This window comes from Methylomonas sp. DH-1 (assembly GCF_046097555.1).
Taxonomy (GTDB): Bacteria; Pseudomonadota; Gammaproteobacteria; order Methylococcales; family Methylomonadaceae; genus Methylomonas; species Methylomonas koyamae.
Genome location: NZ_CP143089.1, coordinates 1,679,237 through 1,704,960, shown reverse-complemented (window position 1 = coordinate 1,704,960; position 25,724 = coordinate 1,679,237). Strand labels below are relative to the sequence as shown.

24 protein-coding genes are annotated in these 25,724 nt (G+C 56.2%); 9 read left to right on the top strand and 15 right to left on the bottom strand.

From position 1 onward, the window contains the following. Positions 1–43: 43 nt before the first annotated feature. Positions 44–490, bottom strand: coding sequence for a hypothetical protein (locus VXJ35_RS08100; RefSeq protein ID WP_064021196.1), 447 nt, complete (start codon positions 488–490; stop codon positions 44–46). A gap of 362 nt (positions 491–852) precedes the next feature. Next, entirely contained in the window at positions 853–3,756 is a 2,904-nt protein-coding gene (locus VXJ35_RS08095; protein WP_064021195.1) for a TonB-dependent receptor, read from the bottom strand. A gap of 458 nt (positions 3,757–4,214) precedes the next feature. On the opposite strand from VXJ35_RS08095, the gene VXJ35_RS08090 reads away from it, so the two are divergent. The 8 genes from VXJ35_RS08090 (at position 4,215) to VXJ35_RS08055 (ending at position 11,749) form a co-directional block, all read left to right on the top strand. Beyond that, positions 4,215–5,624, top strand: a complete 1,410-nt coding sequence (locus tag VXJ35_RS08090; protein WP_082880846.1) for an arylsulfotransferase family protein — start codon at positions 4,215–4,217, stop codon at positions 5,622–5,624. Between the two features lie 138 nt (positions 5,625–5,762). Continuing rightward, the gene (locus VXJ35_RS08085; protein ID WP_064021194.1) at positions 5,763–6,218 is read left to right on the top strand and encodes a cupin domain-containing protein; all 456 of its coding nucleotides are present in this window, start codon (positions 5,763–5,765) and stop codon (positions 6,216–6,218) included. Positions 6,219–6,332: 114 nt separating this feature from the next. Continuing rightward, a complete protein-coding gene (locus VXJ35_RS08080) occupies positions 6,333–7,493 on the top strand; it encodes a pyridoxal phosphate-dependent aminotransferase (RefSeq protein ID WP_064021193.1) in 1,161 nt (386 codons plus the stop codon). A gap of 366 nt (positions 7,494–7,859) precedes the next feature. After that, complete coding sequence (ribA, locus tag VXJ35_RS08075; RefSeq protein ID WP_064021191.1) at positions 7,860–8,516, top strand: GTP cyclohydrolase II; 657 nt, start codon at positions 7,860–7,862, stop codon at positions 8,514–8,516. Then, positions 8,494–9,216 (top strand): RibD family protein, encoded by a 723-nt coding sequence (locus VXJ35_RS08070; RefSeq protein ID WP_064021190.1) that lies wholly within the window; start codon positions 8,494–8,496, stop codon positions 9,214–9,216. The genes ribA and VXJ35_RS08070 overlap by 23 nt, the downstream gene beginning before the upstream one ends. Further along, on the top strand, positions 9,210–10,232 hold the full coding sequence (locus VXJ35_RS08065; protein WP_064021189.1) for a zinc-binding alcohol dehydrogenase: 1,023 nt from the start codon (positions 9,210–9,212) through the stop codon (positions 10,230–10,232). The genes VXJ35_RS08070 and VXJ35_RS08065 overlap by 7 nt, the downstream gene beginning before the upstream one ends. 43 nt (positions 10,233–10,275) lie before the next feature. Beyond that, positions 10,276–10,653 (top strand): 6-carboxytetrahydropterin synthase, encoded by a 378-nt coding sequence (locus tag VXJ35_RS08060; protein WP_064021188.1) that lies wholly within the window; start codon positions 10,276–10,278, stop codon positions 10,651–10,653. Between the two features lie 4 nt (positions 10,654–10,657). Further along, entirely contained in the window at positions 10,658–11,749 is a 1,092-nt protein-coding gene (locus tag VXJ35_RS08055; RefSeq protein ID WP_157198119.1) for a glycosyltransferase family 4 protein, read from the top strand. Between the two features lie 31 nt (positions 11,750–11,780). Here the strand turns inward: VXJ35_RS08055 and VXJ35_RS08050 are convergent, their stop codons facing one another. The 7 genes from VXJ35_RS08050 to VXJ35_RS08020 form a co-directional block, all read right to left on the bottom strand. Then, complete coding sequence (locus VXJ35_RS08050) at positions 11,781–12,473, bottom strand: hypothetical protein (protein WP_064021186.1); 693 nt, start codon at positions 12,471–12,473, stop codon at positions 11,781–11,783. A gap of 344 nt (positions 12,474–12,817) precedes the next feature. Beyond that, positions 12,818–14,116, bottom strand: a complete 1,299-nt coding sequence (locus VXJ35_RS08045) for an OmpP1/FadL family transporter (RefSeq protein ID WP_064021185.1) — start codon at positions 14,114–14,116, stop codon at positions 12,818–12,820. Between the two features lie 133 nt (positions 14,117–14,249). After that, positions 14,250–14,927: a class II glutamine amidotransferase gene (locus VXJ35_RS08040; protein ID WP_064021184.1), complete on the bottom strand. Its 678-nt coding sequence runs from the start codon at positions 14,925–14,927 to the stop codon at positions 14,250–14,252. 80 nt (positions 14,928–15,007) lie between these two features. Further along, a complete protein-coding gene (locus VXJ35_RS08035; protein WP_064021183.1) occupies positions 15,008–15,226 on the bottom strand; it encodes a hypothetical protein in 219 nt (72 codons plus the stop codon). Positions 15,227–15,255: 29 nt separating this feature from the next. Next, entirely contained in the window at positions 15,256–15,453 is a 198-nt protein-coding gene (locus VXJ35_RS08030) for a DUF6316 family protein (RefSeq protein ID WP_408953932.1), read from the bottom strand. A gap of 265 nt (positions 15,454–15,718) precedes the next feature. After that, positions 15,719–16,717 carry a lysylphosphatidylglycerol synthase transmembrane domain-containing protein gene (locus VXJ35_RS08025; protein ID WP_064021182.1) on the bottom strand — a complete coding sequence of 333 codons (999 nt, stop codon included), beginning with the start codon at positions 16,715–16,717 and terminating at the stop codon, positions 15,719–15,721. Next, positions 16,717–17,835 (bottom strand): CDP-alcohol phosphatidyltransferase family protein, encoded by a 1,119-nt coding sequence (locus tag VXJ35_RS08020; protein ID WP_064021181.1) that lies wholly within the window; start codon positions 17,833–17,835, stop codon positions 16,717–16,719. Before VXJ35_RS08020 ends, VXJ35_RS08025 begins: the two co-directional genes overlap by 1 nt. A 205-nt stretch (positions 17,836–18,040) precedes the next feature. Here VXJ35_RS08020 and VXJ35_RS08015 point away from each other — a divergent pair, with 205 nt between their 5' ends. Continuing rightward, on the top strand, positions 18,041–19,585 hold the full coding sequence (locus VXJ35_RS08015) for a sulfatase-like hydrolase/transferase (protein WP_231914876.1): 1,545 nt from the start codon (positions 18,041–18,043) through the stop codon (positions 19,583–19,585). A 258-nt stretch (positions 19,586–19,843) separates the two neighbouring features. Here VXJ35_RS08015 and VXJ35_RS08010 read toward each other — a convergent pair whose 3' ends face one another. The 6 genes from VXJ35_RS08010 to VXJ35_RS07985 are packed head-to-tail and all read right to left on the bottom strand — an operon-like array spanning position 19,844 to position 25,723. After that, a complete protein-coding gene (locus tag VXJ35_RS08010; protein WP_064021179.1) occupies positions 19,844–22,624 on the bottom strand; it encodes a DEAD/DEAH box helicase in 2,781 nt (926 codons plus the stop codon). Next, positions 22,621–22,971 (bottom strand): DUF86 domain-containing protein, encoded by a 351-nt coding sequence (locus tag VXJ35_RS08005; RefSeq protein ID WP_064021178.1) that lies wholly within the window; start codon positions 22,969–22,971, stop codon positions 22,621–22,623. The genes VXJ35_RS08010 and VXJ35_RS08005 overlap by 4 nt, the downstream gene beginning before the upstream one ends. After that, positions 22,964–23,254 carry a nucleotidyltransferase family protein gene (locus VXJ35_RS08000; protein WP_064021177.1) on the bottom strand — a complete coding sequence of 97 codons (291 nt, stop codon included), beginning with the start codon at positions 23,252–23,254 and terminating at the stop codon, positions 22,964–22,966. The genes VXJ35_RS08005 and VXJ35_RS08000 overlap by 8 nt, the downstream gene beginning before the upstream one ends. Further along, entirely contained in the window at positions 23,251–23,436 is a 186-nt protein-coding gene (locus VXJ35_RS07995) for a hypothetical protein (RefSeq protein ID WP_064021176.1), read from the bottom strand. The genes VXJ35_RS08000 and VXJ35_RS07995 overlap by 4 nt, the downstream gene beginning before the upstream one ends. Next, complete coding sequence (locus VXJ35_RS07990) at positions 23,436–23,951, bottom strand: zeta toxin family protein (protein ID WP_064021175.1); 516 nt, start codon at positions 23,949–23,951, stop codon at positions 23,436–23,438. Before VXJ35_RS07990 ends, VXJ35_RS07995 begins: the two co-directional genes overlap by 1 nt. After that, on the bottom strand, positions 23,948–25,723 hold the full coding sequence (locus VXJ35_RS07985; RefSeq protein ID WP_064021174.1) for a site-specific DNA-methyltransferase: 1,776 nt from the start codon (positions 25,721–25,723) through the stop codon (positions 23,948–23,950). Before VXJ35_RS07985 ends, VXJ35_RS07990 begins: the two co-directional genes overlap by 4 nt. Between the last annotated feature and the right edge of the window lies 1 nt (position 25,724).

The following is a 25,724-nucleotide window of genomic DNA, read 5'->3' as shown; positions in this document are numbered from 1 at the left end:
TCCTGCCGCGGCGGCTGCCGTTTGGGTTTCTTCAATCCTTAAATTATTTTTTCGGTTCCGGCGGCGCGATTTTGGCCAGCTTGCCGCCTTCTTCTTCGTAGTTTTGGGCGCCGACCGCACCGACTACCTTGAAGCCTTTACTTGCTAACAGATCGCCCGCAGCACCGGCTCTGCCGGCATGATTGGAAACGGTGACAATGCTTCTGTCCTTCGGAATGAAACCCAGGCCGTTTTCGATCTCGGCGGCTTGAATGCTCAAATACACCGGAAAGCCGCCTTTGGCCGTCAATTCGTCCGGCCGGCGCACGTCGATAATGGTTAACTGCTCCGGCTTGGCCAGCAGCGCGTCGAATTGGGCGCGGTTCAATTTCGGCGTTTTATATTTGTATTCGGCGGCCGGCTTTTGTGCGTGCTGATGCTCGTCGGCGGCAAATGCGGCCGGGGCGCTGAGCATTAAGGCCAAAATCGCAAGCTGGATGGTTTTATTCATATTCTGTTTCTTCCTGTTATGAGTTATTCGCGTACAAACGCGATTGAACGTTGAGTACCCTCGGTAAATTGCAACTTGCATGCCACGAATCCGCAAAATCGACGGCTGGCGAAAATTTTTATTGGCCATTGATTTAATTAGACTTTTATAAAGCGGCCGGCACAAACTCAGTGTCGAGCGACGCCGTCGCCATCCGGCCGGCTTATCGGCTGATGCAGATTCAACAGCGGCACAACAGCGGCTGTTGTTGGGCTAGCAGGCTCGACTTCGATTGCGGGATAGGCAAAGCGCGCGGACGGAACGCAAAAAAAACGGGCCTGGGTTGTTACCCTGGCCCGTACGGAGGCACCACGAGAATTGGTTTAGAACTTGCCGTTCAGCGTCACGCCGAACCACTGGGGAATACCCGGCTGCCAACTGTTCCAGGTTTTGGCAAACGGGGTCTGGTTGTTGAAGATGTTCTTCGCCACCAGCGACACGTCGAACGCGCGGTCCTTGCGGCCGATACCGATGGATAAGTCGGTCGTGGTGTTGGCCGGAATCACGCTGTATTCGGACAAGGCCACGTCGGATTTATAGCTGCTGGTGAACGCGGTGGTGAAGCTGGTGTGGAATTCCTGGTTGCTGCCCAACACTTCCACCGGATACCTGAACTCGGGGCTGATACTGAACGTAAATTTGGCAGCCCCCGGCAGGGTCTGCCCGGTCAGATCGCGAGTCGGCGACGCCAGGTTATTCCATTCGGCCGCTTTACCGGCGTTTTTGAAATCGGTGTAAAACGCTTCGTTATACGAACCCGAGAAATTGACCGAGGTAAACGGAATGGTATCGACCAACGAACCGTCCACCTCGACCCCGTAGGCGCGGACACCCTTGGCGTTGCCGGTAATCGAGGTATAAGTATCCTGACCCAAAGCCGCGGTTTGGTATTGGTCGATAACCTGTACCGCTTGCTGGTAATTGTTGATCTCGGTCCAGAAAAAGTCGGTGTTCAAGGTCAACGCCCGATTGAACAAGGTCGATTTCAAACCGATTTCGAACGAGTTGGTTTTCTCCGGCTCGACCAGGTACGCCACGCTGTTGACGGTCTGTGACAAACCGGCCTTTTCGTTGTAGCCCCAGGACAGGTAACCGGTATAGTCCTCGTTGAATTTATAGGTCGGCCGCACTTGGTAGCTGGGCTGGGTGGATTTGAAGCTGCGGCCCGGCTCACGGCCCCAGAGCAAGCCCATCTGGCCGGCCCGCAAGCCTTTCGCATCGCCGACCTGGCGCAGCTGCGTCGCGTTCAGACCGGCATACGTCGCCACGCCGAAGTATTTCAAGGCCACCGCATCGGCACGCGCCACTTGTACCGGATCGGCGGCGGCGGCGGCGGTCAGCGCGCCGGTCGCGGTCACGGTATCGAAACCGCCCAGGTTGATGCCGTTGACCGAGTACGGATTCAATGCGGCACCGGAACCTTGGTTGGTAATGAACTTATCGGTCTCCTGACGCCGGTTTTCGATGTTGAAACGTACCCCGGTTTCCAACGTCAACGGCTCGGTGATGTGCCACTTGGCATTGACGAAGGCGGATGCGGTTTTGTTATGGATGTAATACGGGTTGTCGGTATGCAATTCGTTTAACGAATCCATCATCAACTGGCGGCCGGCCGAGTCGGCATCCAGCCGGCCGTAAGCGCCGGCTCCGGCCAACCAGGCGCCGGCGTCGCGGCCGAAACCGACCCGGTTGCCTTTGATCATTTTCCGGTCGTTGAAATAGGCGCCGGCGACGTAATCGACCAGATTGCCCCAGTTGGAGGTAAATTTGATCTCCTGGCTCAATTGCCGGAATTCGGGTACCGCGCCGCCGCCGTTTTTCTGGACGTCGAACGGGGTCGAGTCGCCGTCGTTGCGGGCCTGGAATTCGAAATCGCGGTAAGCGGTAATCGAGGTGAACTTACCGATACCGGCGTCCCAATTGGCTTCCACCGAGCCGCCCTTGCTGGCGGTGATCAAGGCGTATTGCGCATCCTGGTTGAAGGCGTTTTCGCCGTTGCCGTACAGGTAGTTGTTTTGGTAGCTGTATTCGGGCTTGCCCTCTCTGAACCAGCGCCGCGCCAAACGGGTTCCGGCATCGTTGTTTAGGTTGGTCGGCAAGCCGTTGGCCGAGATTCGCGGCGTCGGCGTATAGAAGTTGTTGCCGTTGTTGAATTCCTCGCCGCGCGGATTGGCGTCGAAGCGGATCAGCGTGCTAAAGGTCTCGCTCGGCGTCAGCAAAAACTGGATCCGGCCGGACACCCGGTCGCGGTTGTACCAGGTCTGGTCGGTGTTATATAGGTTTTTGGTGGCGCCCTCGCCTTTGTTGACGTGGAACGCGCCGCGCCAGGCCAGGAAATTGTCGATCACCGCCCCGCCCAAGGCGGCGTCGCCGATGTAAGTGTTGAACTGGCCGTAGGTAGCGGAATAGGTCGCTTCCCGGTTGAAAGTAGGCCGCCGGGTGTTGATATTGACCCGGCCCAAGCTGACGTTCTTGCCGCCGTCGGTGCCTTGCGGGCCGCGCTCGACCTGAATCGAATCGATGTCGTAATGGTCGAAGCTGGACAGCGGGTTATAGGCGTAAGGCACGTTGTCGACGATGGTACCGACGCTGGGGTCCATTGCGTCGGTTTGCGCCTGCTGGCCGACGCCGCGCATCGACAAGCTGCTGGTGCGGGCGTTACCGTAGTTCCATTTGACGTTACCGGCACGTTTCAAAATGTCGCCCAAATCCATCGCCAATTCCTTATGCAACTCCTCGCCGCTCCGGATCGAGGTCGAGTTGGGGATGTCTTTCAGCTTCTGCAAACGAGGCCGGGCCTTAACCACCACCTCGCCCAAATCTTTGGCCTTGTCGTCTTCCTGCTCGGCCAGTTGCAATTCGGCTTCCGCGGCCTCGGCGCCGGGCTCGGTTGCCGTAGCACCGCCCGCAGCAACCGCTCCAGCGGCACCTGCAGCCGCCGAGCCTTTCCTGATCAACTCCAATTCCCTGGCCTTTGCCGCCGCCAATTCCTGGCGCAAACGCTGGTTCTCGAGTTCCAAATCGCTGGCCGCCTTGCTGTTGCCGGCGTTACGTTTTGCCGCTTTCTTGGCCGGCGCCGCCTGGGCGTCGGTCGCCGCTAGTAGCGAAGCGCCGGCAATCGCCACCGCAACGCAGGCCGACAGGGTTCTGCGTCGGCTGACGGTTTTCGGAACGCCCGCATCCGGTCCGAGCGTTTGCGGCTCTGCGCTTGTCGAATAATCTTTCACTGTTTCACCCGATTTAATTGTCCAAATTAGAAATTAGGCATCCATGCAGCAACGGCCGCGATGAAATGTGCCCTGCATCACCTTTTGCAATGCACATGCCATCGTTCGGCCAACCGACGGATGCGTAATGGCCGGCGACGCCGCAATCGGGTTTCAACCTCGCTGTTTATAAGCGTTTAACGCGGATTTACATTTTTTTACCTGCGGCAGGCTAACGCGCATACTGACGCCGCTTTTTTTGCGGAAAATTGTTGAACCAGGGACAGCCTATGTTGGCGCCGTGCTGATGGGGCAGCAACGCCGCTGCAGCAAAATTGTTGCGCCAAACCGGGCCGAATCGGAGAGCCATACCTTAGAAGGCCTGCACCTGCGATTACCCGAAACTGACCGATTGGCTTGCAAATTGCTGAAGCGCTAGCAAACACTCGAACCACTCCACCAGGCAATCCATAAGGCTTATGACTAAACACCCAACTGCGCAACATCAGACACCCAAATTACGACGTCTTCGGCACCGCCAGCGAAACACGGTATTAGCGCTGGCCGGCACGCTTTACGCGTCCGGTGCCCTGGCCGCACCCAGCGTATACCCGACCGGCGTCACCCGCTACGACCCGGCCAAAGCCTTCAATAGCTACGTGTTGTTCACCGGCGGCGACAACATTGCCCACTTGATCGACATGAACGGCAACTCGGTACACGAATGGAAAGACGCCGCCAGCCACAGCACGCTGATCGATCCGGCCTTGACCGGCGGCAAACTCGGCCATGTTCTGGTCACATTGGAATTGACCGACGGCAAAGGCACGGATTTGATTCCCGGCCAGATCAACCGCCGCGTCAGCAAAACCATAGGCGAGCTGGATTGGGACGGCAACGCGGTCTGGCGTTTCGGCGACAAGGCGCCGGGCGGCGCGGCGCAGCAACACCACGATTGGGCGCGGCTGCCGAACGGCAACACCGCGGTACTGGCAAACTGGGTGCATCCGGTCAAAGGCTTCAAACCGAAACCTGTGATCGACGATGTGGTTTACGAGGTGAACCCGGCCGGAGAAGTGGTTTGGAAATGGGTGGCATCGGAGCACCTGAACGAGTTCGGCTTCAGCCCGGCGGAATCGAAACTGGTGCGCAATTCGGCAATAGCCGACGTATTCCACACCAACAATCTGAAACCGGTCGGGCCTAACCGTTGGTACGCCGCCGGCGACAAACGCTTCGCGCCGGAAAACCTGCTATTCGACGCCCGCAACGCCAATTTCATCGCCATCATCGACCGTCACAGCGGCAAAATCGTTTGGCGCCTAGGTCCGCACTATCCGGCGACCAGCGAAGAAAACCATCCGCGCAACGTGCCGAGGCCGGTCGATCAAATCAGCGGCCAGCACGACGCCCACATCATCCCGGAAGGTTTGCCGGGCGCCGGTAACCTGCTGGTATTCGACAACCAGGGCGTGGCCGGTTATCCGCCGGCCGTGGTACCCAGAACCGGCGGTTCTCGGATTCTGGAGATCGATCCGATCCAAAACCAAATCGTCTGGCAATACACCGCCGAAGATTCGGGCAGTCCGGCTTGGTCATTCCGCAGCACCAATATCAGCTCGGCGCGGCGGCTGCCGAACGGCAATACCTTGATCGACGAAGGCCAGAACGGCCGCTTTTTCCAAATCAGCAAGGACGGCGAAATCGTCTGGGAATACGTCAACCCGTACCCGAAGCAAGGCAGGGACAGCCTGACCGGCAAACCGACCAGCAGCCCGGCGGTTTATCGGGCACAACCGGTACCGTATTCCTGGGTGCCGGCCGGCACGCCGCATAGCGAAAACCCAGTCGCCGCGCCGGAAACGGCCAAGGCCAAACCGGCCTCTTGATAACACAGGCTGGGTTTCGGAGTGTTCGGTCGGGTTTTTTGGCGGCTGGGTTCCCGCCAATCGATCCACGGAACGGAGAGCCCAAGACCGAACACTCCGAAATCCAGCCGCGAACCGTCTTATTTTTTTGGAGAACACATGCTGCACATCATCCGCAAACCGCACGCCCAGGTACTGGCTATCCTGTTGAGCTTAAGTTCGGCCGTAACCGGCGCCGCCGAACTGGACCCGAAAGCGATCTCGATCAAACTGCCCGAGCAAATCAACTGGGTTGCCAACCCCAGCGGTTCGGAGACGGCCGTGCTGGTCGGCGACCCGGCCAAACCCGGTCTGTACGTGGTATTGAACAAATGGAAGGCCCACCACAACAGCAAGCCGCATTCGCATCCTAACGACCGCTTCATCACCGTCATTTCCGGCACTTGGTGGGTCGGCACCGGCAGCGACCACAAACCGGACGAGTTGAAACCGGTGCCGGCCGGCAGCTTCGTCACCCATTACGGCAACGAAATCCACTACGACGGTGCCAAGGACGAAGACACCATCCTGCAAATCGTCGGCATCGGCCCGGCGACTGCCACGCCTGCCAAATAAATTCGGCGTTTTCGGAAATTTCGAAATCCATATCGTTTTTTGCCGTTTGCCGTTGCCTTGAGCGGCGGCTAATCTGATCCGCCCTACAGCCAACTAAATTTTGCCAAGCCACCGATGAGCTTTACCGTTTCCCGCCGTATCGAAAACCTGCATCCATCCGATATTCGCCTGATGACCAAAGCCTGTGAGCGGGTCGGCGGCATTAATCTGGGCCAGGGCCTGGGCGATTTGCCGGTGCCGGCGTTGGTGCGCGAGGCAGCGATCCAGGCCATTCAAGACGGTCAAAACACTTACACCGCCTCGGAAGGCATCGCTCCGTTGCGGCAGGCGATTGCCCGCAAGCTGAAACGCGACAACGGCTTGGCGGTCGATGCCGACGCCGAAATCGTCATCAGCGCCGGCACTACCGGCGCTTTTGCCGCGACGCTGGCGGCCTTGTTCAATCCCGGCGATGGCGTCCTGTTGCTGGAGCCTTACTACGGCTACCATCTCAACACACTGCTGCTGCAAGGCCTGGAGCCGCAATTCTTAACGCTGGCACCTCCGGCCTTCAGTCTGGAAGAATCCGCACTGGAGGCCGCTGTCAAACCCAATACCCGCGCCCTGGTGCTCTGCACGCCATCCAATCCCAGCGGCAAGATATTCAGCAGCGAGGAATTGGCAATCGTCGAACGCATCGCCCGCAAGCACAATTTGCTGGTCATCTCCGACGAGATTTACGAATACATTACCTACGACGGCCGCCGCCACATTTCGCCGGCCAGCATTCCGGGCTTGGCCGAACGCACGGTCAGCATCATGGGCTTTTCCAAAACCTTCAGCATCACCGGCTGGCGCTTGGGCTACGCGGTAGCTAAGCCGGACTTGACCAAAGCCATCAATCTGGTCAACGACCTGCTATACGTCTGTGCGCCGTCGCCTTTGCAACATGGCGTTGCCGCCGGATTGAATGCGCCGTCCGACTATTTCGAAAAGCTTAGAAACGAATACCAGCGCAAGCGCGACATCATCTGCGACGGCCTGGCCGCCGCCGGCATGGCGCCGTTTATTCCGCAAGGCGCGTATTACGTGTTGGCCGACATCGCCCATTTCGGTTACCCGGATGCCAAAACCGCCGCATTGGCTTTGCTGGAACAAACCGGCGTAGCCAGCGTACCGGGCAGCGCCTTTTACCAGGGCCGGGAAGGCGAAGGCCTGGTTCGTTTCTGCTTTGCCAAGGACGACCAAACCCTACATGAAGCGGTACGCCGACTGGGTAAATTTCGTCCGGCGTGACGCGCTGCCGTCCCAAGCTGATAGACAATCACGCTGCTGACCAATCAACAGATCGACAGCAATAATTGCTGATCAGTCAGCAATTATTGCCCGCACCTGCCAAACACAGCTTATTAACCGAACCCCGTTTACTGGCAGTATTCCGTTCTGGTTTGCCGAAGCACGAAGCAGCGCGCCCTTTGTCTATCTCGGAACAAACGTTATTAAACGGCCATGGTAATAGCGATTATTTTTCGGGACTGGCATGTAATTTGTTTAGGCGATGGTTCATTACCTTTTTGCGCGCGATTCATTCAACCACCAATACCGGCCGATTGACGCAATCGCTATAAACGCCATCCATTTAGCGCGCCCTTGACCATAACCATGAATAAAGCCGACGTTAGCCAAATCACCAGTGCCCGAATACCCACCGCTTACGGCGAGTTTCGGCTGTGCTACTACCAAAATTCCCTGGACCATAAGGAGCACCTGGCCTTCGTCGCCGGCAATGTCGCCGGCGCGGAACGCGTGTTGGTGCGCATCCACTCCGAATGTTTTACCGGCGACGTGCTCGGCTCCCGCCGCTGCGATTGCGGTGAGCAACTGGACCGCTCGCTGGAATGGATTGCCCGACGCGGCGCCGGCGTTTTGGTGTATTTGCGCCAGGAGGGCCGCGGCATTGGCTTGCTGCAAAAACTGCGCGCATATAACTTGCAAGACCAGGGTTACGACACCGTCGACGCCAACCTGCTGTTGGGCCACGGCGCCGACGAGCGCGACTACTCGCTGGCGGCGCGCATTCTGGAGGATTTGGAGGTACGGTCAGTACAATTGCTAACCAACAACCCGGCAAAAATCAGCGCGCTGACCGCCGAGGGCATCCATGTCGACAGCCGCTTGCCGTTGGAAGCCACTGTCAACCGCGATAACCTGGATTACCTGCGCACCAAAGCCCAGCGCATGGCCCACCTGCTGCAATTCAAACCGACCCAGGCCAACGCACCGTTTACGAAACACGATGAACCTGAACCGGCAAATTGAGCGCTGGTTGTTAATACAGCGCCGCGCCGCCGCTGTTCGTAACCGCCCGTTCGTAACGCTGAGTTACGCCCAAAGCTGGGATGGCAGCATTACCACCCGCGCCGGCGAAAGCCTGGGGCTGAGCGGCGCCGAATCGTTGCGCTTGACCCATCAACTGCGCAGCTTGCACGACGGCATTCTGGTGGGAATCGGCACCGTGCTAACCGACGATCCGCAATTGACCGTGCGCGAATGGCCGGGCCACAGTCCGCAACCCATCGTATTGGATAGTAGCCTGCGCATGCCGAATTCGGCACGGCTGTGCCGCCGCGACGATAAACGTTGCTGGGTGTTGACCCGTGCCGGGCATAACCGCCAATTGGCCGGGCAGGCCGACGTAATCGGCCTGGCCGGCGACGCCACAGGCCGGGTGGATTTGTTTGCCGCGCTGCACTGGCTTAAACAACAAGGCATCCGCCATCTGATGGTCGAAGGCGGCGCCGAAGTCATTACCGCATTTTTAAAGGCCGGCTTGGCCGACGCCCTGGTACTGACTATCGCCCCCACCCTGGTCGGCGGCTTGAAAGGCGTCGGCGATTTGCAAATCGGCGCCAAACAACCGCTGCCTCGCCTGCACGCCATGCAATCGCACATGCTGGGCGACGATCTGATCCTGTGGGGCAGCCTGCAATACCATCGCGAGGCAGCGATCGCGTGCTAGCGCAACAGCTTTGGTTTACCCAGCCCTTTGAAGTGCAGATCCGCGAAACGCGGTTACCGGCGCCGGCGCCCGGCCAGGTTTTGGTGAAAACCCTGTGTTCGGCAGTCAGCGCCGGCAGCGAATTGTTGGTGTATCGAGGCCAATTGCCGCCCGGCATCGATTTGGATGCCACACTGAAATCCCTGCAACATGCACCGACTTATCCCCTGCCCTACGGCTACGCCTGCGTCGGCCGCGTTGAACAGCTCGGTGAAGGCGTTGATCCGGCCTGGCTGGACAAACTGGTATTTTCGTTTCAACCGCACGCCAGTTGTTTTATCGCCACGCCGGATCAGCTTTTGGCCGTACCCGACGGTATCGAACCGGAAGCGGCGGTATTTCTGGCCAACGCCGAAACCGCCGTCAGCCTGGTGCACGACGGCGCCCCGTTGCTCGGAGAGCGGGTCGTGGTGCTCGGACAAGGGGTCGTCGGGCTGCTATTGACCGGCTTGTTGGCGCGTTTCCCACTGGACCAACTGTTTACGGTCGACGCCTTCGCGCTCCGCCGGGAATGGTCAATAAGCCTGAAGGCCACTGCCGCGTTCGACGCCACAGCCGCCGCCCAAATAGCACAGTTGAAAACCATGCTGACAGCAACGGATACCAACGGCGCCGATTTGCTGTACGAGGTCAGCGGCCAGCCGCAAGCCCTCAATCTGGCGATCGACTTGTGCGGTTTTACTAGCCGCATCGTCGTCGGCAGCTGGTATGGCGAAAAATCGGCGCCAATTGCGCTGGGCGGCGCGGCACACCGTAACCGGATTCGATTCACTACCAGCCAGGTCAGCAGCATTGACCCTATCTTGAGCGGCCGCTGGGACAAGACCCGGCGCTTTACCGCAGCCTGGCGCGCCATTCGCCAGCTAAGTCCGCAACAATGGATCACTCATCGTTATCCGTTGGCGCAAGCCGGGGAGCTTTATCAGCGGCTGGATCAAACGCCCGAATCGGTTTTGCAAGCGCTATTGGTGTATTGATTTTTTTACCCACCCATTTCTTCTAACACGTCCGAAAACCATTATGTACAGCCTAGCCGTCACCCGCGACTTTATCGCCAACCACTATCTGATCGGCGGCGATTGGGGCAGCGAAAATTTGCCGCACGCCCACCATTACGTCGCCGAAGTGCGCATCCAGGCCAATACGCTGGATCAGCACGGTTATTTGGTAGACATCGTTGCGGTCGAAGCGGCTTTGGATAGCGTGCTTGCCGAGTTTCGCGATCAACTACTAAACGATAAACCGGAATTTGCCGGTCTCAATCCCAGCATCGAGCATTTCAGCCGAATCCTGTGCGAGAAGCTTTTGAAGGGTATTGAGCCGCCTAAACCGGGCAATTTGCGAATAAAGCTTTGGGAAACGCCGCACTGCTGGGCCGCTTACCAGCGGGAATTCTAAGCCGGTGCGGATTGGGCTGTTGCTCTACGGCGACATCGATTCGGTCAGCGGCGGTTATCTGTATGACCGCAAATTGGTCGAATATCTGCGCCGAAATGGAGAACAGGTCGTCATCATCAGCCTGCCGCCGCGCCGGTTTTGCTGGCAGTTAACCGACAATCTAAGGCGCGATGTTCTACGAAAAATCGACGCCGCCAAGCTCGACATCCTGATTCAGGATGCGATGGTGCAGCCGTCGGTGTTTGCCTTGAATCGGCATTTGAGGCTACCGGTGGTCGGCTTGGTCCATTTACTGAACAGTTTTGAAAGCCATCCGCGTTACAGCCGCTGGTTGTTTCGAGCCATCGAACGGCGCTATCTGGCAACGCTGTCGGGATTGATCGCCAACAGCCAGACCACGCTGGCGCAGTTGCAGCAACTGTTGCCCCATAGTCTGCCGCCGCATTGCCTGGCTTTGCCGGCAGGCGACAATTTCACTGCGGCCGACACCGAAATCGATGCCGATTTCGTGCGCCGACGCGCGCTGGCGGCTGGTCCGCTAAGGATTTTGGTGGTTGGCAACGTGATTCGCCGGAAAAGGCTGCATGTGTTGATTCAAGCGCTACGGCAATTGCCAGCCAACGACTATCGGGTCACGATTGCCGGCCGGCTGGATATGGAGCCCGGCTACGTGGCCCGAATTCGCAAGCTGATAAACGGTAACGGCCTGACCGCAAGCTTTGCATTTCAGGGCCCGGTGCAAGGTACGACGCTGGCCGGGTTTTATCGGCGGCACCAAGTCATGGTACTGCCTTCAATCTATGAAAGTTACGGCATTGTCTACGCCGAAGCTCAGCAATTCGGCCTGCCCGCCATCGGCACTCGCGCTGGTGCGGCTAAGGAAATCATCGGCCACAACCAACATGGCTATCTGATCGAACCGGACGACGCGAATGAATTGGCGGCCGTCTTGAAACATTGGCACGGTGACCGGACGTTATTGGCTGAACTAAGCGAAAACGCGCTGGCCAATTTTGCCACGCTGCCGCGCTGGGACGATAGCTGCGGAACCATCCACCAGTTCCTGCGCAAGAGCTGTCGGTCGATTGCCAGATAAGGAGAGGCGTCAGCCGCCTCTCCGTGCCGGATTAATCGGCGGCAAAACAGTAGAAATAGCCGGCGCCGCCGGTGCTGACCAGATTTTCCTGGCTGCAGCCGCGACTGTCGTGGGTGGAATTCCAGGAGACGTTGCCGCCATTGCGGCCGCCGTTGGTGCGGTCGAAATGGCCGACCCGAACCGTGCCGTCAGCGCTGCTGGTGTAGTTTTTACAGGTATGGTCGGCGGCATCGGTATAAGCCGTACCGTCCGGTTTGGAACCGGTGATGATGTCGTGCTCGTTCGGATTGTCGCCCACGCCTTTTAAGGGTTCTCCCTTTTCGGTGAATGCGGTTTTCTTATGCAGATTGTTGCCGAGCTGGGCCAGCTCCAGCGTATCGCCGTGCAAATGCGCAACGTCGTTGGCGACAAACACACCGGCAGCGTTGGCCCAAGGCCCTTTGCCGATGCGGTCACGGGCGTTAACCGCCGGCTTGCCGCCTTCCGGCTGCGTGCTTAAATAAGCGCGCCATGTCCGGTTACCGGCACCGACCCCGCTCGCCAGTTTTTGGCAATGTGCGTCCGCTCCGGCCAAGCCGCCCAAATCGGCGCCCTTGCCCACCCCGGCACTGGTCACGAAAAATCCCAACGGCGGTTTCGGTGCTTCCGGTGCGGGTGGTGTTTGCGCGTGCGCGGCATTGGCGGTCATCAGCAACAAGCCGGCGGCAACAGTTGTACGTTTCATGCTTCCTCTCTCGATAAAATTGACGTTTGTGCGCAAGCATTTTGGGTTTGCGCAGCTTGAAACGGCATTTATCGTGCCAGCCGGCGAGTTACCGAATAACCGGCGCTCGGCTGTGGATTTCAATCGCTTCTGCTGCCAGCTAAGCAGCCAATGCTGATTCGGTGCTGCTGAGGAGGCAATTTTCTTTGCATTGCAACATGCCCTGCCATTCCGGGCGCCAGCGCAGTAAAAACCGAGCACTAAACGACCGTTGGCCCCAATGCCGTTAAGGCGATTAGTCGCGGGCGTGGCCCGCTCCTACCATCATTAACTTAACGACATTGCCGCTGGCCCTACGCAAGTCTTTAGAATTTCCGCGACCATCCCAATTGCAAGGAAAACTGGGTCATCGCTAATTCGATCTGTTGATTGCCATCCAACGGATTGGCGCCGGTGATGGTCTTCTGTGGGGAGTACATGAAAGCGAACGACAGCTCGTCTGCCTTGCTCAACGCATGGGTAAAGCCCCCGGTCAAATGCCATTCCTGGACACCGGGCGCCAGAATGTTAAACAGCACTTCCGAACCTTCGATGGGCTGCTGGCCATAGCTAAAGCCGCCGCGCCAGACCCAGCGGTCGTTTTGCCGCCACTGGCCGCCAAATTTGTATATCGTCATATCGTTCCAGCCAAAGCCGGGACCGTTGCCGGCACCCAATTTGGCGCCGCTGAACAGCGGATTCAACGGTGTGCCGACGGATTTGATTTCGCTGTAGCGAATATGCTCGACGTCGAAGTTGGCGGTGAATGCGGCCGTGGCATCCCAGGAAATGCCGACGTTGAAACTGTCCGGGATATCGAACTCGCCTTGCTGGGCAAACAAGCCCCGGTAGCGTTCGAACGGCGACATGTAGATCCGGCTTTTATAGGACGCCCCCAACCGCAAACCAGGTAACAGCTCGGCTTGTCCGCCTACCCGAAATCCGGCCCCAAACGAATAATCGCGGCCTTGGTCGGATAAGCTGGCCGGGTCGCTGGAATAACCTTGCGCGCCAAAAATACCCAAGCCGCGCGCCTTAAAGGTTTGCGCCGCAAAAATCGGTGACAGGCCAACCGAGTAGCGGCCATTGGCGAACGAATGCGCATAGGTGCCGACAATGAATGCCTGCGCCATATCGACGCCAGCGCGTCCGCCGCAAAATACGCCGGACTGGCCGAAGCAATAAGGACTACTGTTACCGACCTGGCGCCAGTCGGTATTCATGCCGCCGTTTCCATAAAGCGCCAAACCTATGGCTTGCTGGCCGTCAAGTTGGTAACTCCAGCCCAGGGCGCCCACCGGAAAAAAATTGCTCTCGCTTTCCTGAGTGCCGGGGCCGAGCGGGAAATGCCGACCGTCGAAGGTACCTTGCCCGCTAACCGAGTATTCCCGAAAGGGGGCGAACAGTTCCAGTTCGCCGTCAAGGTGGTTGCCGACATTGACCAGCCCCGCCGGATTGAGCGCAGCGGCGGCAATCGCGTCCTGAACCTGCCCGGCCCCGGTCCCGGCCATGGCTTTGCTTCTGGCACCATAGCCATGCGCGAAATAGCCGTTGGTTGCCTCCGCTGTTTGGGTAATTAGCGCAAACACCGCCAGCAATCCGATAGGTAAAGCATTTTTTGACATGTTATTTTTTCCTTTGAAACTGAGTTATGGATAACAGTATCACCCGCGCAAAGGTTGCCAAAACGCTTAAATTGGATTTACATATCAAAAAGTTTAATAAGGAATTTTTGTTGTCCGGATTAACCAGAAATAGTTAGCCGGAACAATAATTGAGTTTATTCAGGCCTTGTCCAAAACGCTCTCCCAATAACTTTAATTTTGAACAAGCATCGCTGGCCAACTGGCCGTTATTAAAATTAGGTTCCGCCAAACCAAATCTGGCCGAATCAAACCACTTGGTGTTACTCAACCAAACCCCTTGATATTCCGTACCCAGAGATTTATTGATAATTACCGTTTTTTGCCTATCGGCATCCATAAATACCATTCTGTTATTCGCGCCAATATTTTTGGCAATATAGCTTTGAAAAGATTTGGCATGGATTATATTCGGGTTACGCCGCAATAACGGCTGCAACAAATCGTTTGCCATATGCCAGCTATCCGAGCGCCCCGGAATCCGGCAATTAATATCCAGCGTACCGTTATGGGCCATGTAAATGGCATTGCTTACTCGAAAAGGATGTGTATTGGCATAGTTGATATGGCCGCGTGTGCGTAAACGCAAATGAATCACGCATTCGTGCTTGGCGAAATGAACGTAGGCGCGGCGCAATGCCTCGAAATGGGTGTATTGATCTCTAATCACGCTGATTTTTTGCGGGCCGGTAAATGCCATCAATCCGTAACCGTGCGGATTGTATTGGCTGGCGGAATGCAATAATTCCAGATCAAGCTTGGCATCTTTGGGTTTATGAATAATCAAACACATGCGCTACCTACCAAATATACAAATTAATCCAACACTCAAAAAAGCCAATTGCCACCGTCTTTAAAAAGCACGACTTCTTATCAACGGCTTTTGATATAAGACCGGATAAACGATATTTGATTATCTTGGCGTAATTCGGCGCCTGTCGCCTGAGCCTCTGCCAAATAATCCAGGTACAAACGGTCGACATCCCGGCTATTAATATGCGCATACGTCCCGTATCCGGTTAAAAACAGGAACTCTTGATGCAGTTGCTCGAAAAACTGAAGACGATGATTCAACAAATCGATACTATTCATAACAGCAAAACCACGGACCTTTTTTAGCGCTAATAAGCCGGAACAAAACGGGTTCTCGGGACACGATTCGGCAAACTGATACTTTTCAAAATAAATTCGTCCAGATGCCGGCGGGCATCCGCCTCGGAAACAAATGGGCCTTGCCGACCTTCTCGGGTTAGAAAATACCAAACCGGCAATCCGCTATCGTTACTTATCACTGTAAATATTCGATTGGTTTTAAACATAAGAGTATTGCAATTCCGTGCTGTCCGGATAATGGATATTGGCTATATAAGCTGAGACAGCATTTTGTATGCCGATAATTTATTACTACCCAAGAGATGTCGATTGGGTAGGCTATTGCTCGCCTAAAATGCTGTATTAGCAGGCAAATAGCCGACACATCGGCTTGCAAACGGCCCCCCGAAACCAGTGCAGGCGGCCACAATTGACTGCTCGATCCGCAGCAGTCCGGCAACACCGACTGCGGTCCAGGCAACTGCGCCCGAGTCAGGCTTGGCCCGAGTTGGCGACTCGCCAACCGCCAAGCCACGCCATACACCCGAGGCCTGCCGCCACAAATACCGCATCGCGAACGCGCATCAGCGCGATCAAGGCCAGGGCCGCGCCTGGCGCGGCGTGCAGATACTGAAACACCCAAAACATGGCCATTTCCAGCGAGCCGACACCGCCCGGCAGCGGTAACAGAAACGCCAGCCGCATCGCCACCAACACCAACAGAAAATTCCAAAACCCTTGCGGAGCAACGACCCAATCCAGCAGCAACCATAATTCGGCCAGCAATGCGGCCCAACCCAGCAGCGACCATAACAGCGCCTGCACCATTAGCCGGCGCTGACCGAGCAGTGTCCGCCAATCCCAAGCAGGATCGTGGCTGTCGCCGATTACCGCCCGCAGCAAGCTATGCTGGCGCCAACGCCTGAATAATGACTGCAAAGCCTGAGTAAAACGTCCAGGTTTGCCCAATAAAAATCGCCCGGCAACGGCAATGCTCAATAACGCGCCAATCAAGCCGACACCGACCGCTTGCCAGTCGGCGATGGCCGCTAGCGGCGAACGCGTCAGCAAAAAAACGCCTGCCGCTAACAGCAAAAGATTGACGGCAAATTCGTAAAGCCGGTCCAAGCCCAGCGCCAACAGCGCCGTGGGTAGCGGCGCCCGGTACCGCCGATGCAACCAGTAAACTTGCAACGGTTCGCCGCCGAATTGCGGCCCCGGCGTTAGAAAACTGACTGCCTGGCCGGCCTGGCGAATTTTCAGCAATTGATTCAAGGTGACCGGAACGCCCAGACAGCGGGTAAACAGATGCCAACGGCTTGCGCCGGCCAGTGCGATACCCGCATTGACAGCCAACCACACCAACCACTGGTCCGGCCCCAAACCGCGTAAGGCCTGCTCAGCCGCTGCAAATGGGGTTTGGCTCAACATCCAGCCGGCCAAACCCAAGGCAACCAGCCACAACACAGGCAATCGATTGAAACGCACCATCAGGCACCGTCGTAACGCGCCACCCAGGCATCGCCCCAACCCCAGAGGCTGGCTCGGCCGCTGCCCAGCATCAGCAACCAACTGCCGGCGAATACCAAAGTTAGCTGGGCCAACGGTTGCAACACAGCGACTCCGGGCCCGCCCAGCCACAGCAGCAAAGCCAATGCCGCGAGGCGGCCGGCGAAACCCACCGACAACATAACCACCACCACTGCCAATGACAGGGCAGAGATGTCGGTCACAGCCAAACCGGGTAGGACTAGGCCAGCCACAATAGCCGTCAGCAGCCTTAAGCCCGGCTGGAATGAGCGCTGGCTGCAAATAGCCAATCTTTGGTAATTGGCTGAGCTTAGCTGGCCGCAAACCACGGCCCAGTCGGCGACAAACCCGAACAGCACCGGCAACATGAAGGCGACGCCGGCAGCGCGGGTTAACTCGGCGTCCAGCCAGGGCCAAAGCGCCACGGTGACCAGACCCATTTGAAAACCGGCCAGGGTACGGCGCAACGGATTATCGGGCAAAAGATAGATTGGCAAGCCCAGCACTTGCCGGCGCTGCATCGCCCAGCGGTAGAGGTAAAACGCCGCGCTCAATAGCAGATATGAAAAATGCAAACGCCCTTGGGCTATGGCCAATATGGGCGCAACCACCAATCCCAGCGCATCCAGTTGCACATCAAGCTCCCCGCCCAACAAACTGACCTGCCGGCCGCGCCGGGCCAAAAAGCCATCGCAGCGATCAAGCAAGGCGGCCAACGAATAAGCCACCGCCGGCAGCCAACTTACCGGCACTGCCGAGAGGTCTATCGATAAACAACCGCCGGCCAAGGCGATCAGCCAGCCGCGCAGCAAGGTTACCCGGTTGCCCCAGCCCAAGGCGGGATACAGCGGAGCCTGCAACGCGGCGCGATTCAAATCCAGCAAAGTCCAAGTACGCCAACCAATCCAGCACCAGATCGCGCTGGCGGGCAATAGCCAGAATACGGCCATGTACCAGCGCTCGGCAACGCCAAGCCACACTGCCACCGATAGCAGCGCAACGGCACCGATCGCGGAAATGACTTTTAATTCTCGGCGTAATAAATCTTGAGTTGGTAATGCTGCGAAGACGTCTGACATGTTTGTGTGCGTGCGTGATTGCGGTAGCGCAAATGAGCAGCAAATCCCACGCCAACCCATACGCATATAAAACGGCACTGAATTTGCTGCGTTTAGGGTCCGCTAATTTCTATCAATACTTCTTGCGATGACTGATTTCCCAATCCTTGGCAAACCTGCTGCCGCGCGTTCACGTCTGGTTGGACCTCTGAGCGCGCTGACTTTGGTGTTGCTGATTTTGCTGCTACCCAACCGGCTCAGTGAAATCACGCCTTCGGCGTTTGCCCGCCTGCCACTGGAAGCCTTGTTGCTGGGATTTTTACTAACGTTACCGGGCATTGCCGGTTCGGCGCTACGCATCCTGGCCGCCGGCTTACTGGGTTTGAGTCTGATTTTGAAATTGGCCGATCTCGGCGTGGATCAATTTTTCGGCCGACCGCTCAACCCGGTATTGGACAGCCGTTTTCCCGGCGACGGCATGCAGTGGCTGACCGGCACGATCGGCCAGCTCGGTAGCTATCTGGCGGTAGCGGCCCTGGCCTTGTGTCTGATCGGCCTGCTGCGACTGGTCAATGCCGCACTGAATAGCTTGCAAACCGCGCTTGCCGGCAAGCGTGGTGCCAGAGTCGGCTTGGCGGTAACAGCTACGGTCTGGCTGGTTCTACATTTCAGTGCGCCATCAATCGCAGCCCGGCCCTATATCGACTGGCTAACCAGCCATTGGCAAAACGCGCGCGACAGTCTGGCCGATTTGAAGCAGTTCGCTGCCGGCATTGACCACGACCCTTACGCCAGCACGCCGAACCAGGCATTGTTCCAAAAACTGCAAGGCAAGGACCTGATGCTGGTGTTTGTCGAATCCTACGGCCGCACGGCGTTCGATCAACCGGATTACGCCCAGCATGTCCGGCCGCACTTGCAACAATACGCCGCGGAACTGGGCGCCGCCGGTTTTTCGATGCGCAGCAGTTACTTAACCTCACCCACCTACGGCGGCATCAGTTGGCTGGCGCACGGCACCTTGTTGTCCGGCCTATGGATCAACAGCCAAAGCCGCTACGACCGCCTGGTGATGAGCCGGCGGCCCACTTTAAACCGCTTATTCCAGCGCGCCGGCTGGCGTACGCTGGCCGTGCAACCCGCCCATACCCTGCCGTGGCCGCAGGGCGACTATTTCGGCTACGATCGGATCTATGCGGCACAGGACTTAAACTATCGCGGCCAGCCGTTCAACTGGATCACGATGCCGGACCAATACACCTTATCCGCCATTCAGCGCTTGGAACGGCCTTCCGGCCCGCGCCAGCCGCTCATGGCGGAAATGGCTCTGATCTCGTCGCACGCACCTTGGACGCCGTTGCCTCGCTTGGTGGATTGGCAAGACGTCGGCGACGGCTCGATATTCGGCCAAGCCAGAGACGGCGATGCGCCTGAAGCCGTCTGGCAAAGTACCGAGCGGATTCGCGGGCAGTACCGCAAATCGATTGAATACGTCCTGGAAACGTTGGTATCTTTCGTCAAAACCTATGGCGACGACAAGCTGGTACTACTGGTGGTCGGCGACCACCAACCCGCCTCCTTTGTCAGCCACGACTCCGCCAGCCACGACGTACCGGTGCATTTGATCGCACGCGACCCGGAGGTCATCAAGGCGATAGACAGCTGGCAGTGGACGCCCGGCTTGATTCCCGGCGCGCAAGCGCCGGTTTGGGGGATGGATGAGTTGCGGGACCGCTTGATTCGTGCGTACTCCGCGTCATTGGCTTTTTGACCACCGCCCCCAACGCTAACCTATTTGGTCGCACTTAACCGGCCCAACACCCGAGCGACACGAATCCGGACTTGCCAACAATCATCATCCAAAGCACCAGGCAGCGGCATTCCCACGTTCCAGTGTCGCAATTTGCCCAAGGTAGAGGGAGTCGGCTGCCTTCACTCTTGCCGGCAACACTGACTCATCGGTCATGGTTCTGAACGAGAGGCTTGGGACGCCGGCTCTATTCAGGTGCGCGCCATGGGAATGGTTTCTTTAAGCACAGTGACTGTTTGAAATTCTGAATCGCTGAAAATCTACGAGCCTTTTAGACTCCACAATTTCATCGTGAGGCAAAAGCAAGTAGCTCCAAACTTTGGTGCCAATTTCCGATGCGTGCTCAGATGCGTATTGACACCAACGTGCGGCGGCAGCGGCTTTGGCCTGGACTTCCTGCGAATCCATATCCCCGCGCGCCTTGGTTTCCACCATAAAAATTTGCGATTCGGTTTCTGCAACAAAGTCGGGCACATACTCAGGTTGCTCAGTTCCCAGTTTGTAATAAATCTGAAACTGCCCTTTGGCGGGTTTAAACCACTTTTGCGCGTCTCTTTCCAAGATGACAGCAAAACGGCGCTCGGTGTCCGAGTCGAATTTTTGCAATGGGTATAAACAACGCTCGAATCCGCCAAACAGCATTTGTTTGATACGACTGGTTTCGGCAACTGTTTCTCGATAATGATGCGTGGCTATCCCCAGGGGTGGGGTGTATGCCGCAAAATTGCCGGGAGCAATTGCGGCGTGACCGGCCGTGGCGGTGTAGTTGCAGGACTTTAATTCGGTAAAACCACGGCTGACTTTAACCTCGTATTCAGTGGCTTCTTCCCAAAAATGCGCCATCATCTGAGCGTGAATTTCTCGGGCAATCAATTGCCGATCGCGATCCAACACGTTTTGCACCTCCGCCTCGGAGAGATAGCTGGCAAGATGCTTAACCATCTGACCGGCTAGGTCGTAGAGCAAGTCGGCATGCGTGAAATAATCGATGTCGTCGTAATCGACCAAGGCATGAACGATGTAGTCTTCCAAGCGTTGTTCAACCAAACCGATTTCAGCCGCCAAGGTGAATTGTTCATTGGTTCGCAACAACTGCCCAACAATCACGCGTTCGCCCGGCTGCAGATGGAGTTGGGCAACATCAAGTTCAAATGGATGAAATCCCGTTGTGACTTCGCCGTTGGGCACCACGGTGATACGCGGAATATCAATCGTTTGTTGAACCACCACCTCAGTAGTCGTTTTTACGACATCGGCTAGATCAATGCCCTCATCGGCAAACAATTCCGACTGCAGTGGCTTTAGCCTTTCCGCCACTTCCTTCAGAATTTCTTCTTGCACCTCGGGCTTGAGCAAGGCGGCACTATTAGGCACTAAATAGCGTTTGACTTCATAGCTGCCGATGACCTCCATCACAACACGCGCCGCTTGGAATTCGGATTCACGAGAAAAGACCGGGACTGGTTTAGCGTTATCGCTGTTCAAGCTCCCTGAGTCGGAACTAAATTGCGTAGAAACGGTTGGTGCAGGACTTAAACCCAATCGAGACATTGCCGTTGATACAACTTGTACGCTGACTTTCTTATCGTCAGCGCTTGGCGCTTCCAGCATCAACTGTTTCAGGCGGATCGGCGAATCGCCGCGATTAGCCTCATCGACAATTTCTTGAAATTTATCGTGAGCCACGATATTCAAGCGATCCACCGCCGCTACCCCGGTACGCTTGCCATACGGAAGACGCAGACCACGCCCGATGGATTGCTCGATCAAGGTACGCGCATTGGCCGCGCGTAACGGCACGATAGTGTAAAGATTGGTCACATCCCAGCCTTCCTTGAGCATATTCACGTGAATCACAATCTCGGTGGGTTCCTCGACATGCTCCACCGCGAGCAAACGGGTAATCATCGCTTCTTCTTCGGCACCGGAGCGACTGGAATCTACCTGAATCACCTTGCCGCGGTAACGGCCTTCGTAAAACGCATCCGATTCCAGCAAAGACAACAGTTGTGCCGCATGCGTCGTATCCCGCGCAATCACCAACATAAACGGTTTGACTGGCTTGACTCCGTTCTCGCGGGCATAGGTCAACAGCTCGACTTTGGTCGATTCATGCAAGCGCACGCCGTCTTCCAGCTTGATCTTTTCCAGCTCTTCCGGCGTATGCGCTCTGGCGTCGAAATTGCGCTGCGTGACGACGGCGGGCTCCTTTACAAAGCCATCTTCCATTGCCCGTGCCAACGGATAATCCATTACGACATTCTTGAATGCCACCGGCCCGCGTGTCGATTCAACGAATGGCGTTGCGGTCAGTTCCAGGCCAAACAAGGGTTTCAACTCATTGATAGAGCGTACTCCGGCGCTGGCCCGGTAGCGGTGCGACTCGTCCATCAACAACACCAAGTCGGGCAACTCAGCCAAGTAGTTGAAATAGCTGTCGCCCAATACCTCGCGCATGCGCTTGATGCGCGGTTCCTTGCCGCCGCGCACTTCAGAGTTGATTTTGGAGATGTTGAAAATGTTGATGCGAATTTCCGTGAACACGTCGGTGGTCACATCGAATCCGGTCTGATCGTAGTTATCGCCGGTAATGATGCGCGGCGCATTAATCGCAAAATCGCCGATACCCTTGAACACATACTTCGGCGTATTCGGGGTAAAGTCGGCAATTAGTTTGTTATAAATGGTCAGATTCGGCGCCAGTACAAAGAAGTTGTTGATGCCGTGCGCCAGATGCAAATAGGCAATAAACGCCCCCATCAAACGGGTTTTACCCACGCCGGTCGCCAACGCAAAGCACAGCGAAGGGAAGTCGCGCTCGAAATCCTCTAAGGTCGGAAACAAGGCCTTCAAGCTCGACAATACCGCCGCAACCTCTTTATCGTGTTGCAGCATTTCCGGCGCCATTTCCAAGGCCCGCACCAAGCGAGTCAGCGATTCGGCTTGCGGCGGACGTAGCGACAACCGTCCGCTGACGGCATTCAATATCCGTTGAGTCATGAATGATCCTTCAAATCATTAAGCTGCTGAATTAACCCCGGCACGTCGTCTCGGATAATGCTCCACAACGTATCGTTATCGATGCCTAAATAACCATGAATCAGGGGGTTGCGGGTGGCAATCACTTGTCGCCAGGGAATGTGGTCATGAGCTTCTCGTACACTGTCGGGGATATGGGTTGCGGCTTCACCAATCAGTTCCAGATTACGTACCGTGGCATCGTAATTCAGCCCGCTCTCGACAAACGCTTGTTGATCCATACCATCGGTATAGATCATCACTTTTTCGGCAAACCCAATCATATCCTCCAGATAGAACCGCCATTCGCGTTGTATGGCTTCAGACATAATGTGCCTCCCGTTCAATGAAGGGTCGTAGTTCTGCTCGAAGCGCCTTGTTGGTTACCAAATCCACTGGACAGCCTAGCAAATCCTCCAAATAAAACTGCACACCAAAATATCGTGCCGAGGTGGCCGGGCCATCAAATTCAACCAAAATATCGACATCGCTATCGTCTCTTGCCGCGTCACGCACTGTAGAGCCGAACAACGCCAAACGGGTAACGCCGAAACGTTCGACCAACACCGGCTTATTTTGCTTCAATACCGACAACGTATGATCACGCTTCATAACCGTCCTTCTTGCTTTAGCTGTTCCGCCGATACATGCACGATTTGCTCATCGCGCATAATCACAATCTCGGTGCCCGTTTGAATCGCTTGCTTGCGTGCTAGCTCGGCCGCACGCTTGATCGCCTGCAAAGATGCGACCAAATCTTTATCTTTGGCTAAAGTCAATTCTTCTGCAGTCATCAATTTTCTCCCCATTCAAGCAATACCGGACTAGGGCCGGAATTATCGTAAAGCGCCCAGGCATCCACCGCGTAGCGATAGTGTTGCGGAAAATGACGTATGCCCGCTGCAAATCGCCGTCGAATCACATCCTCAGCAATGTTGTGCCCACCTTGTCTGACACGAGCAGCGACGCGAACAATAGCCAATTCAGGCGTCGGCAAACTTAAAAAGAATAAAGCAACGTGATAACCGCGTTCGCGCCAAGCCTGAATTTGACGCAAATAACCCAGCCCGGATAACGTGGTTTCAAAACCAAAACTTTCGCCTTTTTCCGTGCAGGACGCGATTTCGCTCAACATCAATCGACCTGCTTTAAAGGCTTCTGCTTCAGGAGCAAACGGCGACAGGCCAGCGGCGATTAAATCGGCGTTAATAAAGCGAGGACATTGCGCCTCTTCTGGCAAGAACACACGAGCAAAGGTGGTTTTTCCCGCGCCATTAGGCCCCGCGATGATGATTATTTTGCGGCTCACGCCTCTTCATCCTCAGCAAACAAGCTTTGCTGGGCAGGATCGACAGCATGCCTTTTGCCTCGGGCAGGTTTGCTAGTGTCTGGCACCGGTTCCACCTCTGCCATCGGCAAATTCGCCACGTTCAAGCTGTAATCGTCGTGGCCCCATTCGCAACGTGCCAATACCATTTTGGGTATTTTTTTCAGCGTCAGATTGGGCCAGCGTTCGTTGGCTTGCGCCGCCGTGATGCCGTGAAACGCCGAGCAGCAAACCAGTAAGGAATACCCTCTCCCCAACCCCTCTCCCCGCTGGGAGAGGGGCTCAAACTCCCCTCTCCCGTTTACGGGAGAGGGGGCGAGCGAGAGGGCGCCGCCTACTTCATCCGCCAGCGCCTGCAACTGTTCGGCGGACAGGTTTTGCGTGGTGACGTAGATAAAATCGCGTTCGCTGGAATGGCCGTGCTGCCACCAGCGGCTTTCCGACGGCGCATAGACAAAGCCTTCCAGCTTGCACAAGGCTTCCGCCAGCATCGCCGCGTTGTATTCGGGATTGACCACCAGATTGCCCCAGCGGTCGTTGACGATCAAGCTGGGCGCCAGTTTGTAATAACGAAAACCGCCGCCGCCTTGCCAGTTGACTGTCTTGCTGATGCCGCCCAGGTCTTCGCCGGATATGACTTTTTGCAGGCGTGGGATGACGTGGGTGTGGCAGTGCTCGCCCAGTTCGATCATGATCCAACGGCGGCCCATTTTGTGGGCGACTGCGCCGGTAGTGCCGGAACCGGCGAAAGAGTCTAGGACGAGGTCTCCGGGGTTGGTGGCTATCGTAATTATTTGGTTCAGCAAACGCTCAGGTTTGGGAGTATCAAATGGAATGTCGTTTGGAAACAGGGCCTGTATCTCTCGCTTTGCCTCTTGAGAATGACCAACTTCTCCATGTGACCACCAAGTACGGGGAACCAAACCTTGCTGTACTTCACTCAAAAAGAGTTTAACCGCTGGATTGTTATCTCCCTTATCCCCAAATACAATCCTACCTTCATTAACCATTCTCCAAAACTGGTCTTCGAGCATTCGCCAGTGACTTCCTTTAGGAGGGCTAACTTGCCGACCTGATGGTGTAGTTATCGTATACATGAGTCCATCATGACGCTCACCTGCAGCAAAAATGGGGCCTAGACGCCACGGGCCTCTTTCATCGTTGTCAAGATTTTTGTATTTGCTTGCACTCTCATCGCCGCGTGGAAGGAGATTCCGAACTTTTTTCCAGTCTTGCCCCAACGGTGAGTAAAGCAAGATGTAGTTGTGTGCAGGTGAAATTGCTGCAGCATTGCTGCGCCCGTAAAAATTTTCCCAAACCATAGATGAAACAAAAGCTTGGCGGCCAAAAATTTCATCACACAATACTTTCAAATAATGACCTTCGTTGTCATCAATGGCAATCCACAGTGAACCGTCATCCGATAGCAAGCGACGGATAATTTCCAGCCGGTCGCGCATCAAACCCAGCCAGATCGAATGCTCCAGACCATCGTCGTAATGTTCAAAAGCACTACCGGTGTTGTACGGCGGATCGATAAACACGCACTTGACCTGACCACTAAACTCCTGCTCCAGCGCCTTCAACGCCAACAAGTTGTCGCCGAAAATCAGCCGATTATCGAAAATATCATTCTCCGTCACCCGCTGTTTGGCGTGATACGACTTCTCCGCATCCTCCAACAAAATCCGCGGCTCAAGCCGAGGCCGCTTGTCTTTACCAATCCAGGTGAGTTCGAGTTTTTGTTTATGCATT

What these genes read in the sequence shown, in the direction of transcription:
- VXJ35_RS08100 (WP_064021196.1), bottom strand. Translation starts at nt 490, where the DNA reads ATGAATAAAACCATCCAGCTTGCGATTTTGGCCTTAATGCTCAGCGCC.
- VXJ35_RS08090 (WP_082880846.1), top strand. Translation starts at nt 4,215, where the DNA reads ATGACTAAACACCCAACTGCGCAACATCAGACACCCAAATTACGACGT.
- VXJ35_RS08085 (WP_064021194.1), top strand. Translation starts at nt 5,763, where the DNA reads ATGCTGCACATCATCCGCAAACCGCACGCCCAGGTACTGGCTATCCTG.
- VXJ35_RS08080 (WP_064021193.1), top strand. Translation starts at nt 6,333, where the DNA reads ATGAGCTTTACCGTTTCCCGCCGTATCGAAAACCTGCATCCATCCGAT.
- ribA (WP_064021191.1), top strand. Translation starts at nt 7,860, where the DNA reads ATGAATAAAGCCGACGTTAGCCAAATCACCAGTGCCCGAATACCCACC.
- VXJ35_RS08070 (WP_064021190.1), top strand. Translation starts at nt 8,494, where the DNA reads ATGAACCTGAACCGGCAAATTGAGCGCTGGTTGTTAATACAGCGCCGC.
- VXJ35_RS08060 (WP_064021188.1), top strand. Translation starts at nt 10,276, where the DNA reads ATGTACAGCCTAGCCGTCACCCGCGACTTTATCGCCAACCACTATCTG.
- VXJ35_RS08050 (WP_064021186.1), bottom strand. Translation starts at nt 12,473, where the DNA reads ATGAAACGTACAACTGTTGCCGCCGGCTTGTTGCTGATGACCGCCAAT.
- VXJ35_RS08045 (WP_064021185.1), bottom strand. Translation starts at nt 14,116, where the DNA reads ATGTCAAAAAATGCTTTACCTATCGGATTGCTGGCGGTGTTTGCGCTA.
- VXJ35_RS08040 (WP_064021184.1), bottom strand. Translation starts at nt 14,927, where the DNA reads ATGTGTTTGATTATTCATAAACCCAAAGATGCCAAGCTTGATCTGGAA.
- VXJ35_RS08035 (WP_064021183.1), bottom strand. Translation starts at nt 15,226, where the DNA reads ATGAATAGTATCGATTTGTTGAATCATCGTCTTCAGTTTTTCGAGCAA.
- VXJ35_RS08030 (WP_408953932.1), bottom strand. Translation starts at nt 15,453, where the DNA reads ATGTTTAAAACCAATCGAATATTTACAGTGATAAGTAACGATAGCGGA.
- VXJ35_RS08025 (WP_064021182.1), bottom strand. Translation starts at nt 16,717, where the DNA reads ATGGTGCGTTTCAATCGATTGCCTGTGTTGTGGCTGGTTGCCTTGGGT.
- VXJ35_RS08020 (WP_064021181.1), bottom strand. Translation starts at nt 17,835, where the DNA reads ATGTCAGACGTCTTCGCAGCATTACCAACTCAAGATTTATTACGCCGA.
- VXJ35_RS08010 (WP_064021179.1), bottom strand. Translation starts at nt 22,624, where the DNA reads ATGACTCAACGGATATTGAATGCCGTCAGCGGACGGTTGTCGCTACGT.
- VXJ35_RS08005 (WP_064021178.1), bottom strand. Translation starts at nt 22,971, where the DNA reads ATGTCTGAAGCCATACAACGCGAATGGCGGTTCTATCTGGAGGATATG.
- VXJ35_RS08000 (WP_064021177.1), bottom strand. Translation starts at nt 23,254, where the DNA reads ATGAAGCGTGATCATACGTTGTCGGTATTGAAGCAAAATAAGCCGGTG.
- VXJ35_RS07995 (WP_064021176.1), bottom strand. Translation starts at nt 23,436, where the DNA reads ATGACTGCAGAAGAATTGACTTTAGCCAAAGATAAAGATTTGGTCGCA.
- VXJ35_RS07985 (WP_064021174.1), bottom strand. Translation starts at nt 25,723, where the DNA reads ATGCATAAACAAAAACTCGAACTCACCTGGATTGGTAAAGACAAGCGG.